Origin of the sequence: Collinsella aerofaciens (assembly GCF_039062365.1) — a bacterium.
In the GTDB taxonomy this organism is placed as follows: Bacteria; Actinomycetota; Coriobacteriia; order Coriobacteriales; family Coriobacteriaceae; genus Collinsella.
The window spans coordinates 1-19,657 of record NZ_JBCJBI010000009.1; the positions used below are offsets into that span (position 1 = coordinate 1).

The 19,657-nt window shown below is 61.0% G+C and carries 17 protein-coding genes and 1 other RNA gene; 15 read left to right on the top strand and 3 right to left on the bottom strand.

Going from position 1 to position 19,657, the window contains the following annotated elements:
• Nucleotides 1-339 precede the first annotated feature (339 nt).
• Both rnpB and ABCN01_RS05820 read left to right on the top strand, forming a co-directional pair.
• Nucleotides 340-701, top strand: an RNA gene (gene rnpB, locus ABCN01_RS05815) — RNase P RNA component class A.
• An 81-nt stretch (nt 702-782) separates the two neighbouring features.
• Nucleotides 783-1,421, top strand: a complete 639-nt coding sequence (locus ABCN01_RS05820; protein WP_342996549.1) for a YigZ family protein — start codon at nt 783-785, stop codon at nt 1,419-1,421.
• A 68-nt stretch (nt 1,422-1,489) separates the two neighbouring features.
• Here the strand turns inward: ABCN01_RS05820 and ABCN01_RS05825 are convergent, their stop codons facing one another.
• A complete protein-coding gene (locus ABCN01_RS05825) occupies nt 1,490-1,936 on the bottom strand; it encodes a C-GCAxxG-C-C family protein (protein ID WP_055251626.1) in 447 nt (148 codons plus the stop codon).
• A 230-nt stretch (nt 1,937-2,166) separates the two neighbouring features.
• Here ABCN01_RS05825 and ABCN01_RS05830 point away from each other — a divergent pair, with 230 nt between their 5' ends.
• The 4 genes from ABCN01_RS05830 (at nt 2,167) to ABCN01_RS05845 (ending at nt 6,096) form a co-directional block, all read left to right on the top strand.
• The gene (locus tag ABCN01_RS05830) at nt 2,167-3,450 is read left to right on the top strand and encodes an O-acetylhomoserine aminocarboxypropyltransferase/cysteine synthase family protein (protein WP_006234141.1); all 1,284 of its coding nucleotides are present in this window, start codon (nt 2,167-2,169) and stop codon (nt 3,448-3,450) included.
• Nucleotides 3,451-3,591: 141 nt separating this feature from the next.
• Nucleotides 3,592-4,896 carry an MFS transporter gene (locus ABCN01_RS05835; protein WP_342996548.1) on the top strand — a complete coding sequence of 435 codons (1,305 nt, stop codon included), beginning with the start codon at nt 3,592-3,594 and terminating at the stop codon, nt 4,894-4,896.
• Nucleotides 4,897-5,053: 157 nt separating this feature from the next.
• A complete protein-coding gene (locus tag ABCN01_RS05840; RefSeq protein WP_022095227.1) occupies nt 5,054-5,632 on the top strand; it encodes a xanthine phosphoribosyltransferase in 579 nt (192 codons plus the stop codon).
• 83 nt (nt 5,633-5,715) lie between these two features.
• Entirely contained in the window at nt 5,716-6,096 is a 381-nt protein-coding gene (locus ABCN01_RS05845; protein WP_425458735.1) for a peptide chain release factor family protein, read from the top strand.
• Nucleotides 6,097-6,182: 86 nt separating this feature from the next.
• On the opposite strand, the gene ABCN01_RS05850 is transcribed toward ABCN01_RS05845, so the two are convergent.
• Together ABCN01_RS05850 and ABCN01_RS05855 are read right to left on the bottom strand one after the other, a co-directional pair.
• Entirely contained in the window at nt 6,183-7,145 is a 963-nt protein-coding gene (locus ABCN01_RS05850; RefSeq protein ID WP_342996547.1) for a diacylglycerol/lipid kinase family protein, read from the bottom strand.
• 87 nt (nt 7,146-7,232) lie between these two features.
• Complete coding sequence (locus tag ABCN01_RS05855) at nt 7,233-8,654, bottom strand: chloride channel protein (RefSeq protein WP_342996546.1); 1,422 nt, start codon at nt 8,652-8,654, stop codon at nt 7,233-7,235.
• A gap of 210 nt (nt 8,655-8,864) precedes the next feature.
• On the opposite strand from ABCN01_RS05855, the gene ABCN01_RS05860 reads away from it, so the two are divergent.
• From ABCN01_RS05860 to ABCN01_RS05900, 9 genes are all read left to right on the top strand, one after another.
• Nucleotides 8,865-10,127: a molybdopterin molybdotransferase MoeA gene (locus ABCN01_RS05860; RefSeq protein ID WP_342996545.1), complete on the top strand. Its 1,263-nt coding sequence runs from the start codon at nt 8,865-8,867 to the stop codon at nt 10,125-10,127.
• A 10-nt stretch (nt 10,128-10,137) separates the two neighbouring features.
• A complete protein-coding gene (locus ABCN01_RS05865; RefSeq protein WP_342996544.1) occupies nt 10,138-10,617 on the top strand; it encodes a MogA/MoaB family molybdenum cofactor biosynthesis protein in 480 nt (159 codons plus the stop codon).
• Between the two features lie 203 nt (nt 10,618-10,820).
• Nucleotides 10,821-11,693 carry a molybdate ABC transporter substrate-binding protein gene (gene modA, locus ABCN01_RS05870; RefSeq protein WP_342996543.1) on the top strand — a complete coding sequence of 291 codons (873 nt, stop codon included), beginning with the start codon at nt 10,821-10,823 and terminating at the stop codon, nt 11,691-11,693.
• Between the two features lie 68 nt (nt 11,694-11,761).
• Nucleotides 11,762-13,204, top strand: a complete 1,443-nt coding sequence (gene modB, locus ABCN01_RS05875; RefSeq protein ID WP_342996542.1) for a molybdate ABC transporter permease subunit — start codon at nt 11,762-11,764, stop codon at nt 13,202-13,204.
• A 3-nt stretch (nt 13,205-13,207) separates the two neighbouring features.
• Nucleotides 13,208-14,278, top strand: a complete 1,071-nt coding sequence (locus tag ABCN01_RS05880) for a sulfate/molybdate ABC transporter ATP-binding protein (protein ID WP_342996541.1) — start codon at nt 13,208-13,210, stop codon at nt 14,276-14,278.
• 429 nt (nt 14,279-14,707) lie between these two features.
• Nucleotides 14,708-15,991, top strand: a complete 1,284-nt coding sequence (locus ABCN01_RS05885; RefSeq protein ID WP_342996540.1) for a double-cubane-cluster-containing anaerobic reductase — start codon at nt 14,708-14,710, stop codon at nt 15,989-15,991.
• A 184-nt stretch (nt 15,992-16,175) separates the two neighbouring features.
• The gene (locus tag ABCN01_RS05890; RefSeq protein ID WP_342996538.1) at nt 16,176-17,786 is read left to right on the top strand and encodes an ABC transporter substrate-binding protein; all 1,611 of its coding nucleotides are present in this window, start codon (nt 16,176-16,178) and stop codon (nt 17,784-17,786) included.
• An 88-nt stretch (nt 17,787-17,874) separates the two neighbouring features.
• The gene (locus tag ABCN01_RS05895; RefSeq protein ID WP_342996537.1) at nt 17,875-18,828 is read left to right on the top strand and encodes an ABC transporter permease; all 954 of its coding nucleotides are present in this window, start codon (nt 17,875-17,877) and stop codon (nt 18,826-18,828) included.
• On the top strand, nt 18,825-19,655 hold the full coding sequence (locus ABCN01_RS05900; RefSeq protein WP_343014228.1) for an ABC transporter permease: 831 nt from the start codon (nt 18,825-18,827) through the stop codon (nt 19,653-19,655). The genes ABCN01_RS05895 and ABCN01_RS05900 overlap by 4 nt, the downstream gene beginning before the upstream one ends.
• The last annotated feature ends 2 nt before the right edge of the window (nt 19,656-19,657 follow it).

The window sequence follows — 19,657 nt, forward strand, 5'->3', positions numbered from 1 at the left end:
CGCCTTTAGACGCGAGCCCGGGGCCCGTGGGTTATACCCTAAGAGCAAACCACCCTTTTTAAGGGTGGTTCTGATTTGGCGCCGAGATGCGCAATGCTGCCGGGCTGTCCACAGGCTATTGGATTGTCGGTGCATGAAAAAATGCCGACATCCCGCCTCGGGGAGGAGGCGGGAACACACCGAGTAGACGGAGGGGTGCGGAGCGCGGCCGTGTCTCGACTGACGACGTTGCCCATCGACGACTCTATTGTACTGCATGGCGTGGTTCTTGGTTTATCGTGTCGAACGCTTGTGTTGTGCCACTGCCTGCGGCAACGGTGTGCTACACTCTTGCACTGCTGAGTGGGCCAGACGGTCGCGCGATGTGCTGCTTGCAGCACGCGTGAGGAAAGTCCGGGCTCCAGAGGGCGGGATGCCGGCTAACGGCCGGGCGGAGTGATCCGACGGAAAGCGCCGCAGAAAAGAAGACTCCCACCTGCGCCGCAAGGCGTAAAGGGAAAAGCTGAAACGGTGGTGTAAGAGACCACCAGCGTCGTGGCAACACGGCGGCTTGGCAAGCCCCATCCGGAGCAAGCGCGAATAGGAACGCTATGGGCCGGCCCGGTCCGCGTTCGGGTAGCGTGCGTGGAGCTGCACGGTAACGTACAGACAAGATAAATGACCGTTCACGACAGAACCCGGCTTATAGGCCCACTTGGCATTTTTGTTACCCTGACAATCGGTACGGCCTTTGCCGTATTATTGAGGCTGTTTGTTGCCGCGCTTAGTTTTGTTGAGGGGCTTTGTTGGACAGCTATTTTACTCTGCAATCGAATATTGAGGCTTCGGGCGAGTTTGTGGACCGCAAGAGCCGGTTTATTGCCCAGCTGGTCCATATTGAGTCCGAGGATGAGGCGAATGCCTTTATCGAGATGGTTCGCAAGCGTCATTACGACGCTCGACACAATGTTCCCGCGTGGATTTTGGTCGATGGACGCGAGCGCCAGAGCGATGACGGCGAGCCGAGCCGCACGAGCGGTATGCCGACGCTCGAGGTGTTGCGCGGCGCAGGGCTCAAAAATGTTTGCTGCGTAGTGACGCGCTATTTTGGTGGCACGCTATTGGGGCCTGGTGGATTAGTGCGCGCCTATACCGCGGCGACGCAGGCGGCGGTGGCCGCGGCTCAGGAGGCCGGGCAGATCGTTGAGATGACAAGCGTCGTGCTGGTTGACGTGCATGTGGCCTATCCGCAGTACGAGCAGGTGCTTCGTTTGGCGCAGGATTCGGGTGCCAAGGTTTCGGATACCGATTACGCGGATGCCGTGACACTTCATTTGGTGTTTAAGGCGGGGGAGCAGGAGCCGTTTTGCGCTAAGATGCGCGAGCTTATGGCGGGGCGTGAGGAGATTGAGGTCGGAGCTCCCGAATTTGCCGAGTTCTAACGGCGACGGCCGGCGTGCTTTTGGATGGATCCAAAGCGCGCCGGCCGTCGTTTTGCTGTTGCTGTCGATTACTCGGCGAGCTGCTTTAGCACATCGCAGGCAATCTCGACGGCATCGTCGATGCAACCGGGGCAGCTGCGGAGCGGACCCTTATCCGATCCGATGCCCTTGAGCGTGCCGCAGACGGTCGTCGTGTTCTTCTCGCCAAAACGCTTGGCGATCTCGCGCGACAGCTTGTAGGTCTGTCCCTTAGTCTTGGGGTTTTCCATGCCGTCGCTCATTACAAAGCCCATGATGGCTACGGCGCCCGAGATGGCGCCGCAGGTTTCGGTCATGCCGCCCATGCCGGCGCCAAAGCCCTCGGTGAGGGTAAAGGCGACCTGGGGGTCGAGCCCGACGGCGGGCGCGAGCGTGCAAGCGACGGCCTGGGCGCAGTTAAAGCCGCGGGCGTGATATTCGGCAGCTTGAGCCTGACAGGCGGTGATGTCGAGCTGGGCCGTATCGATTTGCTTCATCGTTGTCTCCTTGGTCACGGTGTACCCGCCTATGGTACCCGTGACGGGGCATGTAATCATCGAGAGCTTCATGTATGCCTCGTTTTTATCTATCGAGCAAATGCCCAAAGCTTGAGATAAATACCCCTGATCAATTTGTCCCATAACCTACCTTGGGGATGGGTTGAGAGGGGTGCGGGGTAGCGGTATCGTGAACCGAATAAAACGTAACCCAGGCAAGGGAGCTAGATATGAGCGAGCAGACCATCGGTACTACATGTGTTCAGGGCGGCTATCACCCGGGAGATGCCGAGCCGCGCCAGGTGCCCATCTACCAGTCCACCACGTGGAAGTACGACACGTCGGAGCATATGGGTAAGCTGTTTGACCTGGAGGAGTCGGGCTACTTCTACAGCCGCCTGCAGAACCCCACGTGCGATCTGGTTGCCGCCAAGATCTGCGAGATGGAGGGAGGCACCGCCGCGATGCTCACGAGCTCGGGCATGGCTGCGAACTTCCTCGCGATCTTTAACGTGGCCGGTGCCGGCGATCATGTGGTCGCTAGCTCTGCCATTTACGGCGGTACGTATAACCTGCTCGCCCACACCATGGGCCGCATGGGCGTGACCTGCACGTTCGTCGCCCCCGACTGCACCGATGAGGAGCTCGAGGCAGCCTTTGAGCCCAATACCAAGCTCGTCTTTGGCGAGACGATTGCCAACCCCGCCCTTGCCGTGCTCGATATTGAGCGCTTTGCCAAGGCCGCACATGACCACGGCGTACCGCTGATGGTCGACAACACCTTCCCGACGCCTGTGATGTGCCGTCCCTTTGAGTGGGGCGCCGACATCGTTACGCACTCCACCACCAAGTACATGGATGGACATGCTGCCTACCTGGGCGGCGTGATCGTTGACCACGGCCAGTTTGACTGGATGGCTCATGCGGACAAGTTCCCGGGTCTTACCACGCCCGATGAGAGCTACCACGGCGTAACCTATGCCGAGAAGTTTGGTCGCGAGGGTGCCTTCATTACCAAGGCAACCGCTCAGCTCATGCGCGATCTTGGTCCTATGCAGAATCCGCAGGCGGCCTTCTTCCTGAACAGCTCGCTCGAGAGCCTGCATGTGCGCATGCCGCGTCATTGCGAGAACGGCCTGGCCGTTGCCAAGTTCCTGCAGAGCCATCCCAAGGTGCGCTTCGTGAGCTATCCGGGCCTGGAGGGCGATAAGTACTATGACATCGCTCAGAAGTACATGCCCAACGGTACCTGCGGCGTTGTGAGCTTTGGCTTTAACGGTGGTCGCGCGGCGGCCGAGACCTTTATGAAGAGCCTCAAGCTCGCCCAGATCGCCACGCACGTTGCCGACGCCCGCACTTGCTGCCTGCATCCTGCTAACGCTACGCATCGCCAGATGAACGACGAGGAACTCATCGCCTGCGGTATCTCCGCCGACATGGTGCGCCTGTCGTGCGGCCTCGAGGACACGGCCGATCTGATTGCCGACCTTGAGCAGGCGCTCGAGCAGTGCTAGGCTAGCGTTCGCATAATGCGCCGATGCTGGCAGAAAGCTTCGGCGACCTTTAGTTCCGATTCCGTAGGCGGGACCCCAATCGCGACTGTTTACAGGCGATTGGGGCCCCGTTTTTGCGTTGGGCCACTCGAAAGGATGGATATGGAGAAAACCGCAGAGCAGCTGCGCCGCGAGCACATTGCCCTAGAGGGCGACACCCATGGCAAGAACAAGTGGGCGATTCTGTTTACCGTGCTCATCATGACGTTTATGGTGTGTCTGGATTCGACCGTCGTGACCGTGGCGCTGCCCGTGATGCAAAAGGAGCTGGGCGTGGGCCTCGATCGCATTCAGCTGGTAAGCTCGGTGTATCTGCTTGCGACTTGCGTGGCTATGTTGCCGTTTGGCCGTCTGGGCGACGTGCGCGGCAAGGTGAATGTGTTCCAGTTGGGCGTCATCGTCTTTTCGGTCGGTTCGCTGCTGTGCGGCCTTTCGGCCTCGCTCGAGGTTCTTATTCTGGCACGCATTGTGCAGGGCGTCGGTTGCGCGGCGGCCATGGCTAACAACATGGGTATCATCACCGAGTCGTTTCCGGCGCGCGAACGAGGCCGTGCCATGGGTATTCTTGCGACCTTTGTGGCCCTCGGCATGATGTGTGGCCCCGTGCTCGGCGGCATGCTGGTGGCAAGCTTTCCTTGGGAGAGCATCTTCCTCATCAACCTGCCCATTGGCGTCATCTCGTTTATCGTGGGGCTCTACACGCTGCCGCATGTTAAGCCGGAGGCCGGCGAGCGCCCCATGTCCCTGATCGAGGCCGCTCGTCGCTGCTTTGCAAATTCGGCCTTCACCATCAACCTTGCCTGCATGCTCATCGTGTTCGTTGGTATTGGCGCATCCGAGTTTATCCTGCCGTTCTATTTTCAGGACGCCCATGGCTTTGGTTCCGACATTTCCGGATTGCTCTTTTTGGCGCTGCCGATGGTGAATGCCTTTATCGGACCGCTTTCGGGTACGGTTTCGGACCGTGTTGGCTGCGAGGGCCCCACGGCGGTCGGCCTGGGCGTGTACGTGTGCGGTCTCTTTGCGGTAAGCACGCTCGACGAGCGCTCTTCTATCCCTGTGATCGTGTGCTGCGTTGCGTTTATGTCGTGTGGCACGTCGATTTTCCAGAGCCCCAACAACTCGCTGTATATGGGCTCAGCTCCGCGCGAAGCGCTCGGCTTTGCGGGCAGCCTGGGCAGCCTGGCGCGCTACGCCGGCATGGCACTCGGCATTACGGCGGCGTCGCATATCCTGTATGGGCAGATGAGCATGGCGATGGGCGAGGCCGTGACCAGTTTTGTTGCAGGCCGTCCGGATGTATTCCTATTCGGCTTTCGCTCGGTGTTCTACGTACTCATGGCTGTGGCCGCTGTGGGCTTTGCGCTTGCCATGGTGCGTTTGGTGAAGATGCGCGCCCGCCATTAGCGTGTTGGGAGGCTGTCTGCCACGATTCGCGCCGTCCCAAAAAGACTGGTTTGTGGTGCGATGCGGCTTGTGGGGCGGGCGGGGGTCGGTCCGTGGTAGACTATCGAACAACGTTTATTAATCGCGCGGTATCGTTGCCGCGAGAAGGGGTTGCGCCATGCAGGAGCTTGAGGATCGTATTCGCCATGACGGCATCGTAAAGGCCGGTAACGTCCTTAAGGTTGATGCCTTCCTCAACCACCAGTGCGACGTTGAGTTGTTCGACCACATGGGCGCCGAGTGGGCCCGTCTGTTCGAGGGCGTCGAGATCAACAAGATCCTGACGATCGAGGCTTCGGGCATTGGCATGGCTTGCATCGCGGCCCAGCATTTTGGCGGCGTGCCGGTTGTCTTTGCCAAGAAGGCGCAGTCCATCAACCTCGACGGCGAGCAGTATGCCACGACCATCTACTCCTTTACCAAGCAGAAAGAGTACCCGGTCATCGTTGGTAAGCGCTTCCTGTCCGAGGGTGACAAGGTCCTGATTATCGACGACTTTTTGGCCAACGGCTGCGCGCTCGAGGGTCTTATCAAGATCTGCGAGGCTGCGGGTGCCGAGGTATCCGGTATTGGCATTGCGGTGGAGAAGGGCTTCCAGGGCGGTGGCGATAAGCTCCGCGAGCGCGGCTTCCGCGTCGAGAGCCTGGCCCGTATCGCCGATATGGACTGCGAGACCGGCGAGATCACCTTCGCCTAAGCGCGCAACACAAGCGATTGGTATGTGATGTGACAAAGGGACTGTCCCTTTGTCACATTTTTTGTATGAGGGGAGGTGTTGATATGGATGAGAACAAGATGGGATGGCGTGAGTATGCGCGCTTTGCCGAGATGCCGGCCGAGGAGTTGGCGCGCGATTGCGAGGTGCAGGTGTTTCGCGCGACGGGCCCGGGTGGGCAGGGCGTGAACACGACGGACTCGGCGGTGCGCATGAAGCATGGGCCCACGGGGATTACCGTGACGGCGCGCGAGAGCCGTAGCCAGTTCCAAAACCGTAGTAGCTGCCTGCGTAAGCTGCGTGCTGAGCTTGAGCGTCGCGGGCGTCCACCGCGCCGACGCGTAAAGACCAAGGTGCCTCAGCGCTCTCGCCAGCGCAGGCTCAATGACAAGCACTTCAACGCGATTAAAAAGGCTAACCGTCGCAAACCGGGCAGCGACGAATGATCTCTTCATAAGTTGCGGTGAAATAGGGACTGTTTTGCGGCTTTAGATGCATAAACAGTCCCTATTTCACCGCAACTTAGGTGGGTTTAGCGGGTGGGGTGCCAGACGTGAAGGGCTCCGCCGAGGACGTCCACCTCGATGCGCGAGGCGACAACGGGCTCGCCGTCGGTCTGGATGGGGTAGTCGGGCTCCTCAAAGGTGAGCTCGGCGTGGCGACAGCGGCGCATGCGAACCGGTGGCAACTTGGTATGGTGGCCGTCCTTGGCCGAAAGGAACATGGGAAGCGCGACCGCACGGGGGACGGGGCCGCAGGCGTAGCAGACGTCGAGCATGCCGTCGCAGGGGTCGGCATCGGGGCAGATGCGATAGCCCGAGCCATACGTGGGGCCCAGCTGAATCGCCATGATGATCGCCCTCACGCGCTCGGCGGGCGCGCCGTCAAAGCTGACTGTCATGGGGTAGTTGCGATAGCGTAGACCAAACTGCTCAAGTCCCGAGAGGGTGTAGAGCGGTGCGCCTGTCAAGCCGGTCTTTTTGCGCAGCTCGGTGGTGCCAAGGCCGATGGCGGCATCGATCCCGACCGAAAGCGTTTGGTCGTAGTGCTCAACGGAAGCCTCGCCGCTACCGCTTGCGGGGTTCCACGAGCGAATGCGCCCGATGTCCTGACGCTGCAGCTCACAGGTGAGCAGCGCGCCAAAATCCTTGCCGGAGAAATCGTCGATGCCGAGCGTCTGGGCAAAATCGTTGCCGGAGCCCACGGGCAGGACGGCAAGAGCGGGGCGGGCGTCCTCCTTTTGTGTCATAAGCCCGTTGACGATCTCGTGGATTACGCCGTCGCCGCCGAGTGCGATAACGGTGCGATAGTCCGTTGCTTGGGCGGCCAGCTCCTTGGCGTGTCCCATGCGCTCGGTTAGCACCAAGTCAAACTGGGATGCGCGCGCGGTCATATCCAAAAAGCGCTGCAGGCGCTCGGCAACCTCATGCGCGGCGCCCGACTGGGCGGCTGGGTTGGCGATGATGAGCGTGCGACCAAAATCAGTTGCGTGCATGGGGCGACTCCCGGCGTGTGACATGGCAGTGCGGTCGCGCTCAGGTCGGATTGCCCCCGATTGTGGCTGCACGGCGAATACTAACGTCTACTCTATCAGGTCGTTGTGGCGCTCGATAGCATCCGCTACCGTACCGCCCTCATCCACAATAAGCGAACGGCGCTTGGGTGAGATGATGCGCTGGGCGGGGTATACGCCGCGGTGTCCGGCGGTTAGGTAGCTGATAAAGGCCACGATGACAAAGAACCCGGCTGCCGTGCCGTGGAACAGGTCGATGGCCATCATGCAGGTGGTGATGGGCACGTTGAGGCCGGCGCAGAACACGCCGAGCATGCCGAGAGCCGCCAGAAAACTGGGATCGAGCCCGGTAAGGCAACCGATCCAGCCACCGAGTGCCGCACCGATGCCAAACAGGGGCGTGACCTCGCCGCCTTGGAAGCCCGCGCCCAGGGTAAGCGCTGTGACGACCAACTTGATGGCTGCGTCCGCCAGGGTGGTGTTGCCTGCAAAACCGGCGCCGGAAAGCCACGTGGAAAGGCCGGCGTAGTCCCAGGCGTCGAGGAGGGCATAGGCGGCCAAAACCACGAGTGCGCCTATGAGTGCGCGAATAAGGTAATTGGTGATAAAGCGACCGTACAGGCTCTTGACGGTTCGAACCGACCAGGCAAAGAGGCGTGCCGTCAAACCGAAGATAATGGCGCTGATAACAACGATGACAACCGTCCGTGGTGTCATGTTGGGAACGCTGGCTATAACATTCGCTTCGTACTCGGTTCCCAAGGCAAGCGACGTAAAGTAGCCGGTAAACGAGGCGACCAGGCAGTAGATGCCCGCGGTGTAGTCGATTTTGCCGATAAAGCACATCTCCATGCCAAAGAAAGCTCCGGCAAGGGGCGAGCCGAATACGGCGCCAAAGGCCGACGAGATGCCGGCGAGCATGAGGTCGTGGTGGTCATGCTTTTTAAGGTGGGCGAGGCTCGAGATGTTGCTGGCGATGGTGCCGCCAATCTGAACCGCGGCTCCCTCTCGACCGGCCGATCCACCCGTTAGGTGCGTGAGCGTGGAGCAGACGAAGGTGAGGACGGCCATGCGCATATGGATGAGGCGTGTGCCCAGAGCGGAGTCGATGACCAGGTTGTTACCGCGTTTGGCGGCAAGACCGTGGTTTTTGTACACCCATGCGGTGGCAACGCCCACAACGGGAAGCAGTGCGTAGACCCACACATGGTGCTCGCGATAGTCGGTCGCGATATTCAACGAGGCCAAAAACGCCCAAGCGGCAACGCCCATGGCGAGCGAGACGATGACGACGAGTACGAGTAACTTAGCGCTCGCGAGTAGGTTGCGGGCGTTGCGGCGCGTGTCGGCAGCCAAGAGATGCTCGGAGCGGGTGATCTGATGCCTGCCTGCCGTGATGATGTCGTTCAGGGAGAAAAAGCCGCCGTCGTCGAGCGGCTGGGAATGATCCTGCGCCTCGTTTGCGCTTTCGGGTTTGTCGTTATGAGCCATACGTTCCTCTTTTAGGTTGTAACGCAAGCATTATAAAACGCGGCAAACGCGACGAGCCGGTGGGTTGGTTTCCATTCTGTTTCGCAGCCTGCAACCGACAGGTGTATTTGCGGGTACAGGCCGAGTCGCGGTCGTGCGTCGGGGGATTATACTGTGACAAGCATAAAGAATCGGCGCCCCTGTTGTGCGCCGTGACATTAAGAGGTGCATATGGCAGAGAAACTCATTCCGCTGGATGACGCACAGTCGATTGTCCTGTCGCACGTTGCTCCGACGGATCTCATCGAGATTCCCGTGTGGCAGGCGGCTGGTTTTCCCTTGGCCGAGGACGCGGTGGCCGATATCGATATCTCGCCGTTTGCCAACAGCGCTATGGACGGATATGCCGTGCGCTCGGCGGACTTGGCACAGGCATCTGGCGAGGCGCCGGTGACGCTCGACGTTATCGGACACGAGGCTGCTGGACATGTGTTTGAGGGCGTAATCGGCGCGGGCGAGACAGTCCGCATCATGACGGGCGCGCCGGTACCCGAAGGTGCCGATGCCGTGGTGAAATACGAGATCGTCGATGTGCTCGACGGTGACGGCAACGAGGGCTCGTGTGTGAGGTTCTCGGCGCCGGCCAGGGTGGGGGAGAACGTTCGCTCTGCCGCCGAGGAGGCCCATGCCGGCGACGTCGTGATGCGTGCTGGCGAGGTTGTGGCTCCGGCGGGCGCGGGTCTGCTGGCAAGCGCCGGATACGCGAGCGTGAAGGTCCATGCCGCTCCGCGCGTGGGCATTATCTCGCTGGGCACGGAGCTGGTCGCTCCGAGTGAGCTGCCGGCGCGCGGGCAGATTCGCGACTCCAACTCGTCGGCGTTGATGGCCGAAGCGCTCGATGCCGGCGCCGAGCCCGTGTTCTACGGCATTGCGCCCGATGATGAGCAGGCGATTGCCGAGCTGGTTCATCGTGCCGTGCAGGAGTGCGACTTTGTCATTACGAGCGGCGGCGCCTCTTCGGGCGATTACGACTATGTGACGGCGCTGGTCAGGCGCGAGGGCGAGGTGCTGTTCGATCGCATCTCGATGCGTCCGGGCAAGGCCATCACGTTTGGCTTGCTCGGGGGTAAGCCCTACCTAGGGCTTTCAGGCAATCCGGCCGCGGCGTATGTAGGCTTTGAGATGCTTGCCCGTCCGGCGATCCGCAAGATGCGCGGCTTTGCCGAGGGTGCGCGTCCCGTGCAGCAGGCGATATTGACGCACGGCGTGAAGAAGCGCCAGGACCGACGCTTCTTCGATCGCGCCACGGTTTTGCGCGACCCCGAGACCGGTGAGCTGTTGGTGACCGAGGCTAAGACGCAGAACTCGGCGCTGCTCGGAACTATGCAGCACGCGAACTGCCTGTTGCGTATTGACGAAGGACCGTGCGAGCTTAAGGCGGGCGACGTCGTGGATGTCGTGCGCGTCGACCTGCCCGAGGGAACGGTGTTGTAGGAGGAAGACTATGGAGTTGAAGATTTCGATCGTGACGTGCTCGGATACGCGCGATCTTGCTCAGGACGAGGCTGGAGCCGCACTCGAGGAACTTATCGAGGCGCAGGGCTGGACGGTCGTCTCACATGTGGTCGTGCGCGACGACGCCAGCGAGATCGGTGATGCCATTGTGGAAGCTGCCGATGAGTGCCACGCCAATGTCGTGCTCACCTGTGGCGGCACGGGACTTTCGATGCGCGACGTGACGCCCGAGGCGACGCGTGCCGTCTGCGACCGCGATGTGCCGGGTATTGCAGAGGCGATTCGCGCATACTCCATGACCAAGACGCGCCGCGCCATGCTCTCGCGCGCTATTTGCATGCAACGAGGTCATACACTTGTCGTAAACTTTCCCGGTTCCACGAAGGCCGCCCGCGAAAGCTGGGAGGCCATAGCGGACCAGCTGGAGCATGCGGCCCAGATGACGGCGGGCGGCGGGCACGCCAAATAAGCGCACTGCCTGCGGCGGAGCGACCTTACGGGCTGCTCCGCCTTTGTTTTCCGCCGAAGCGACGCCGAGGTGCACGCTAACTCGAAACTATATTCTCTGGCGAGAATAATTTCTCACTATCATTATTCGCGCAGAAGTATAATCTGGTTGCAGATTAAAGCCCGCGGTGGGGTACCCGGGCACAAGGTCCGAAAGGGTTGAATATGTTCGATATGGTTTCTCGCCGCGAATTCGTCTCGCTTTCTGCTGTCGCCGCTGCCGGCCTTGGTCTTGCCGGCTGCTCGGGCAGCAAGACGTCCGAGCCGGCCGGATCCGATGCCGGTTCTGCTAAGGCATCTTCCAAGAAAGCTGTCGAGCTTCAGGTCTTCGCTGCTAACTCCCTCGAGAAGGCCCTTCCCGAGGTCCAAGAGCTCTACACCGACCAGACCGGCACCACCTTTGCCGACACGCAGTTTAAGGCCTCCGGCGACCTCGTTGAGCAGATGCGTGCCGGCGCCACGGTCGACGTGCTCATCACTGCTTCCAAGGGCACCATGGATGACGCTGAGACCGCTGAGCTCGTCGACGCCGACACCCGCGAGGATATGTTTGTCAACGACCTCGTGATCATTCGCACCGAGGGCTCCGACACCAAGGTCGAGGCCATCGCCGACGTCGCGAATCTGGACGGCAAGATCGCCATCGGCGACGCCAAGACCGTTCCCGCCGGAAAGTACGCCAACCAGGCTCTGGCCTCCGTGGGCCTCTATACCGGCACCGAGGGCGACGACGGCGAGTATGCTTCCGAGATCGCCGACAAGGTCGCACTGGCCGACAAAGTTGGTACCGCCGCCGCCTATGTGTCCACAGGCGACTGCGTGGCCGGTTTTGTCTACAGCTCCGATATCTTCCGCTACGACGGCATCGAGGAGGCCTTCGTGTGTCCCGAGGACTCGCACAAGCCCATCGTGTATCCGGGCGCTGTCGCCGAGAGCTCCGAGCATGCCGACGAAGCCAAGGCGTTCATCGACTTCTGTCTGACCAACAAAAAGGCCCAGAAGATTTGGGCCAAGTACGGCTTTGAGCTTTCCGCGTAGTGCGGCTTGGCGCGATAATTCCATCGTTTTGTGTTTCACTCCGTCCTTGTATTCGCTTGGAGCTTTTCGTGCTTAATAGATTCCGCATGCTTGTCGCCTGTGCTTTGACCTTCGCGCTTTGCTGGGTGCCGGGATTTGCGTTTGCTGGGGACGCTGAGGACGGGGCCCAGGTTGCTGCGACCGCCCATGGGCTTTCCTATGGGATCGAGGGTTTTGAGCGGCTGGCCAAGGGGACTGCTCGCGCCATGGAGGGCCAGCCTGAGGGTTACCGGTTTCCCGTTGACGAGGACGTGGACCTTGTAGTGGCGCCTGCTGCCGATCGCGTTGTGGTGTGGATATCGCCCAAGGCGGTCGAGAAGTATGGATTGGATCCGCAGGACAACGAGTGCGTATCGGGTCTCAAAGCCCTCGTCTGTGAGCTCGACAGCGCAAACTGCATGGGAGGTGCGCAGCTGGGGGACGTGGATCTTCCTTGGTATGTCACGCCGGAAACAACGTTTGATACCGGCGGGTATACCTATGGCTTTGACGAGCGCGGTGCGGATGGGGACCGCTATGTGGTGATTACATCAGCCTCGGGTGATGCCAAGGGCGGCGCGCGTTGGCTTGATAGCGCTCAAATGGTAGAGGCATCGTCTGTCGTGTTGCGGGATGAGCAGGGGCCCTTGACCTCTCTGGCCTCCTTATTGGGCGACATCGACTATCGCCCGTTTTGGGTGTCCATAAAAACGAGCGGCCTTGCCCTGCTGATCTCCTTTGCGCTGGGCCTGTTCGCCGCGTGGAAGACTGTGGGTACCTTGAGTCGCATCAAGGGCCTGCTCGATTCGGTCTTTACGATTCCTATGGTGCTGCCGCCTACGGTCTGCGGCTTTCTGCTCCTTATGCTGTTTGGCCGCTCGACCGGGGTGGGCCAGTGGCTCATCGCGCACGGCATCTCGATCGTCTTTACCTGGCCCGCGGCGGTCATTTCGGCCGTCGTTGTGTCGTTTCCGCTGGTCTACCGCACGGCGCTCGGAGCCTTCGAGAGTCTCGACACGCAGATGCTCGATGCGGCGCGCACGCTGGGCTGGTCCGAGCGTCGCATCTTTACCAAGCTTATGATGCCGCTTGGGTGGCCCTCTATTGCCGCCGGCACGGTGCTCGCCTTTGCCCGCGCGATGGGCGAGTTTGGCTGCACGCTGTTCTTTGCGGGCAACTACGCCGGTATTACGCAGACCATTCCCATCGCCATCTACTTTGAGTGGATGGGCGGCAACACGTCGGTGGCCCTCTTTTGGGTCGTCGTCGTGATTGTGTTTAGTTTCCTGGTCATCCTGTTTATCAACATGTACACCGCTCATTCGCAAAAGTATCGCGAGCGTGGCCTTTCCCGTGCGGAGCGCAAACAGGCCAAAGATCTCACCGGACAGGGCGATTCGCTCGACCCGGCGGGCGGCGATGCCTTGCGTATCGATCGCGAGGCGCTGGCCGAGCTCATGCGCGATGATGCGGCGCCGCAGGGAGGTCGATAAGCCATGCCGCTCGTTCTGGATATAAAAAAGCACTATCCCGGGTTTATGCTCGACATGCAGCTTGAGGCCGGCGAGGAGCGCGTGGCGCTGCTGGGCGCCTCGGGTTGCGGCAAGAGCTGTACGCTGCGCTGCATTGCCGGTGTGGAAACGCCCGACGAGGGCAAGATCGTCGTCAACGGCGTGACCTTTTTTGACTCGGCGGCGGGCATCGACCTGTCGCCCCAGGAGCGAAAATGCGCCCTGTTGTTCCAAAACTATCAGCTGTTTCCCAACATGACGGTGGCCGACAACGTATGCGCCGGTGTAAAGGGCGCGGGAGACGCCGCGGCGCGCAAGCAGCTTGCCGAGCGCTACCTGGGTATCTTTGGACTGGCCGATTTTGCCGACCGCTATCCCGTGCGACTCTCGGGCGGTCAGCAGCAACGTGTGGCGCTTGCGCGCATGGTGGCGGCGCATCCGGGCATCTTTATGTTCGACGAGCCCATGAGCGCACTCGATTCCTATCTTAAGAGCGCCCTCGAGCAGAACATGCTCGACCTGTTCGATGTATGCAACCGCACCGTGCTCTACGTGAGCCACGACATCGACGAAGCGTGCCGCCTGTGCCAGCGCATCTGCGTGATGCACGACGGGCATGTTGAGGAGATCGGCTCCGTCGAGGACGTGGTCCGCCGTCCGCAGACGCTGGCGGCGCTGCGCCTGACGGGCTGCAAGAACACAAGCCGGGCGCGCAAGATCGGCGACGAAGAAGTTGAGGCCCTCGACTGGGGCATGAGCTTTAACGTGGGTCGCGAGGTTCCCGATAATGTGGCGTACTTGGGCATTCGCGCAAGCTACTTCCATGTTGACAATCGCGCGGAGCGGGGTCGCAACAGTTACGACTTGCATGTGGCCCGTGTGAGCGATTCGCGCTTTGAGCGGCTGGTGTTGCTGGACGTGCCGCGCGTCGATGCGCCCACGCGTCTGCAGTGGAAGGTCAACAAAGTGGGCGTGCCTGTCGACGAGCTGCCGCAAGCAGGCGAGAGCCTGCGCATGCACTTCGATGCGAGTAGGATCCATTTGGTTTGTCGATAGCGCCGGGTAATGCCGTCGGGGATATAGGCCTCGGCGGCTTTGTCTTGCCGTTCGCCGAATGAAGGATGGCAAACTCTTATCAATAAAGATAATTATTTATTAAACTACGGCACGCGACGCTGTCGTACGAATGTCAACGGTGTTCGCATGGTCGACGATCGTTGATATAGTTGACCTCAACTTGTAAAGGAGGGTGCGCACATGCCGCAGACGACATACATTCGCCGCGTTGCCGCGCGCGCCCTGTATATGGCTCGGAGTCGCATATGAGCAGGTATGTTCACGGCTCCGGGAGAGACGACGCACAACTAAATAATCGACCGCAAAGCAGGTTCCCTAAAATTCCGGGTTTGAGCACGGCCGGGCAATCGCCGCTCGTCGTGCATCGATACCGCTGTTATCCGTTTTTGGTTCGAGAGGGGAACCGTTATGGCTGAAGAATTCGATTTCCATCCGATGTGGGAGAGCCTCGGCATGAATCTTGCCGACCACGACATGCTGCTGGGCGCCGTGGGCCAGATGTACGGCGATATGTTCCTGACGCAGAACAATCGCCCCAAGTCCACGTCCTACCTGGACTTTGTGGCCACCAACATCCACAGCGGCCGTATTAAGGAGATGCTCGACAAGAAGGAAGCCGGCGAGGCCACCAAGATCGTCGGTTCGTTCTGCGTCTATGTGCCCGAGGAGATTGTGCTCGCCTGCGACGGTATCCCCGTGGGTCTGTGCTCTGGTGCCGATTGGGCAACCGATAAGGTCGAGGAGCACCTGCCGCGCAACACCTGTCCGCTTATCAAGAGCTTTGCCGGCTTTAAGCTGGGCGAGGTTTGCCCCTACATCGAGTCGAGCGACCTGGTGGTAGGCGAGAACACCTGCGATGGCAAGAAGAAAGCCTACGAGTTCTTTGCCACGCAAAAGAACATGTACGTCATGGATATTCCCAACGTACACGACGAGTCGACGCTCGTGACCTGGAAGGCCGAGGTCAAGAAGCTCGCCGCCAAGATCGAGGAAGAGTGTGGCGTCAAGATTACGCCCGAGCGTCTGAAGGTCGCCATCCACGCCGTCAATGAGAAGCGTCGCGCCCTGCAGCGCCTCGCAGCCACGCGCGCTGCCGACCCGGCGCCCATCAGCGGTCTCGATAGCCTGCTGACCGTTCAGGCCGCCTTTATGGACGACACGCCGCGTCTGACCGGAGCCATCAACGATATGGCGGCTGAGTGCGAGCAGCGTGTCGAGGCCGGCGAGGGCGTGGCGCCCAAGGGGACCAAGCGCATCCTGTACACCGGCACGCCCATGGCCGTGCCCAACTGGAAGCTATTCAACCTCATCGAGAAAGCCGGCGGCGTCGTGGTGGGCGAGGAGTCCTGCACGGGCTCGCGCTACTACAAGGACCTGGTCGACGAGTCCGGCGAGACGGTCGACGAGATGCTCGACGCCATCGCCGAGCGCTACTTTAAGATCAACTGCGCCGTCTTTACGCCCAACGATCAGCGTATGAAGGACATTGTCCAGATGGCCAAGGACCTGCATGCCGACGGCATCGTCGACGTGGCCCTACAGTTCTGCACGCTCTACGAGATGGAGTCGTTTGCCGTGGAGAAGGCCGCCGAGCAGGCCGGCATTCCGTTTATGCACATCACGACCGACTACGCCGGCGAGGATGCAGGCCAGCTCCAGACCCGCATCGAGGCCTTCCTCGAGACGATTTAGCCGCACCTGCGCTAGGCTGTGCCGCCGGGTGTTCCTATCCATGCGATAGGGATTTCTCTGTTGCCATGCTGGTCGGTGTCCGGATGCTCCGCAGGGCGCCGATCGGCTTCGCATAGCTGCCGGGGCGGGGATTTCCGCCGTCCCGGCAGATTCTGTCCGTTTGTTCAGACACGAAAGGAACTCAATGAACAACGACCTTTTCAAGGCGGGCGTTTCCCGTCGCGGTTTTCTGACCGGCTCCGCTGCCCTGTGCGTCATGGCGGGCCTCGGCCTCACCGGCTGCGGCGGTTCGGGCGCCGAGAGCGGTAGCGCCGCTGCCACCGGCCAGGATGTGGAGTATCGCGACGAGCTGCAGATCGCGTTACCGGCGAGCCCGGACGGGCTCGATCCGCACACCACGTCGTCGCTTGTGACCATGGACGTCATCTGCAACGTTGTCGAGCCGCTCTTTGGCCTCGATAGCGACTACGAGCCCCAGCCCGTGCTGGCCAAGGGCTATGAGGTCTCCGACGACGGCCTGACCTACACCATCAAGCTGCGCGAGGGCGTCACCTTCCACAACGGCAAGGAGTTTGGCTCCGAGGACGTCGTGGCCTCGATGAACCGCTGGCTCACCGTCAACGACCGCGCCGCGAGACTGCTGCCCGGCGCCACCTTCGCCGCCTCGGGCGACCACGAGGTCACCTGCACGCTGACCGAGCCCGCCATCGACTTTCTGATCATCCTGGGCAACCACTCCCAGTATCCGGGCATCTTCCCCTCCGAGGTCATCGAGGCCGCGGGCGATACCGGCGTGACCGAATACGTGGGTACCGGTGCCTACAAGTTGGTGGAGTGGAAGCAGGACCAGTACATCCATCTCACCCGCTACGAGGACTATGTCGCCGCCCACGGCAAGGCTTCGGGCTACACCGGCAAGGTCTCCGCGCCTACCAAGGACATCTACTATCAGTTCGTGACCGAGGCCTCCACGCGTGTGAGCGGGTTTGAGACCGGCGAGTACGATATCGCTGGCGAGATCCCCACCGAGAACTACCACGACTTCGACGGCAACGACGACGTCAAGCTCTACACCCATAACGCCGGCGTTCTGACCGCCTTCCTCAACATGAACGAGGGCGTCTTCGCCGACGAGGAGATCCGCAAGTGCGCCCTCATGGCTATCGACTGCGAGGCGGCCGCTCTTGCCGCCTATGGCGAGAAGGAGCTCTTCAACATCGATCCCAACCTTGGCAACCCCGAGAACACTCAGTGGGCGACTGACGCGGGCAAGAAGTACTTTAACCAGGCCGACGCCAAGGCCGCCAAGAAGGCCCTGGCCAAGACCTCCTATGCCGGTGAGACGGTCAAGCTGCTGACCACCCCCGACTACAAGGATATGTACAACGCCACCGTCGCGCTGCAGGAGCAGCTCGAGAAGGCCGGCTTCACCGCCGAGGTCGACAGCTACGAGTTCGCGACCTTTATGGACATCCGCTCCGGCAAGCCCGAGCAGTGGGACCTCTTTGTGGCCTCCACCAACTACAAGCCCATCCCGGCCCAGTCCCTCTCGGTCTCCAAGGCCTTCTATGGCCTGTCCGACGAGAAGGCGCTCAAGCTCGTGGCCGAGACCCGCACCGCCAAGGACACCGACGCCGCGGCCAAGAAGTGGGCCGAGGCTCAGGAGCGCCTCTATGAGATCGCCGTCATCGAGCCGCTTTGCCACTACGCTTCCATCACGGGCACCCAGGCAGACGTCGAGGACGTCGAAGTGCTCGATGGTGCCATCGTTTGGAATGCCAAGCGTCCGGAGTAATGCAATAGATGGCGTGGCGGCTGGAGGGGTCTGGTCCCCTGTGGCCGCCACGCCCTGTCCACGTTCAGAGGGGAAATAGACGCCTCGCATGTTGAAGTACACGCTCAAACGTATAGGCGCGATGGTTCCGGTGATGCTCATCATCTCGGTCGTCGTGTTTTTGATTATCTATCTCACACCGGGTGACCCGGCCTCTTCGATGCTCGGCATGGAGGCTTCGGCCGACCAGATCGAGCGCGTCAACGATAGTCTGGGACTCAACGAGCCGCTGCCGCAGCGCTACGTTGAGTGGATGGGCGGCGTGCTTACCGGCGACCTGGGCGATTCGTATTTTATGCGCCAGCCCGTCACGCAGGCGATTGCCGAGCACTTTGGCCCCACGCTATCGCTCGCGCTTCTAGCACAGCTCATCGCGCTGTTGATTGCGCTGCCCTGCGGCGTCGTCGCTGCCCTCAAACATGGGTCGCGCACCGACGCGGTCTTGCGCGTCGTTGCTCTTTTGGGCGTGGCGATACCCGGCTTTTTGATGGCGCTCATGCTTATGTGGCTGTTTGCCGTCACGTTGCGTGTGTTCCCGGTGGCCGGCTATGCGCCGCTATCGAAGGGCTGGTTCAGCCATTTACGCTATCTTGCGTTGCCGGCCATATCGCTTGGATGTGTGCAGGCGGCCCTGCTCATGCGCATGACCCGTTCGAGCGTTATCGAGGCCATGCAGCTTGACTGCGTCAAGACGGCGCGTGCCAAGGGCGTCTCTGAGTTTCGCGTGGTGCTGGCCCATGCCCTGCGCAACGCGGCGCTGCCGATTCTCACCTCGGTCGGCTATTCTTTTGGCGCCCTGATTACGGGCGCCGTGGTGACTGAGGCCATTTTTAACATCCCCGGTTTAGGCCAGCTGGTCACGAGCTCTATCGAGCGTCGCGACTATCCGGTGATTCAGGGCGTGCTACTGGTCATCGCCTTGTTGAATTCGGTGATCAATCTGGTCGTCGACCTTGCCTACGGCGCTTTTGACCCGCGCGCTCGCAAATGGGGCGATGCATGATGGCAAACTTTAAGAAGGCTCTTGCCAACAAGGGGTTTGTGGTCGGCGGCTGCATTTTCCTGGCGATTGCGCTGATCGCGCTCGTCGGTCCGCTGGTGTGGACGGTTGATCCCAATGCGCAGGAGATGACGTTGCGACTTTCGGCACCTTCGCCCGCGCATCCCTTTGGCTGCGATGACTTTGGCCGCGACCTGCTTGCCCGTGTCATCGCGGGCGCGCGCGTGTCGCTTGGCGTTGGCATTGCCGTCACGCTCGCGACGAGTGCGCTCGGCTTGGTGATCGGCGCCTATGCGTGCTACAACGAGAGGCTCGATCATATTCTCATGCGCATCTGCGACGGCCTTATGTCTATTCCGGGCGTGCTTTTGGCTATCGCACTCATGGCCATGATGGGCGCCTCGGTCTGGAACGTTATCATCGCGCTCGTCATTGTGTACACGCCGAGCATGGCACGCATCGTACGCTCGCGCGCGATGGTGGTTAAGGAGGAGCTCTTTGTGGAGGCCCTGCGCGTGCAGGGCGCCTCGACCGCGCGTATCGTGTGGCTGCATATCGTGCCCAATGTTATGGCACCCTTCCTGGTGCAGGCGACCTTTGTCTTTGCCGAGGCCGTGCTCTCGGAGGCCGCCCTCTCGTTTCTGGGCCTGGGTATCAAGGCACCCGACGCCAGCTGGGGAAACATCCTACAGGCGGGCAAGAACGTGATGCGCAAAGCCTGGTGGATGATCTTCTTCCCGGCTATCGCCATCATCGCGAGCGTGCTTTCGCTGAACCTCGCCGGCGACGGCCTGCGCGACGCCCTCGACCCCAAGACCAAGGAGGACTAGCC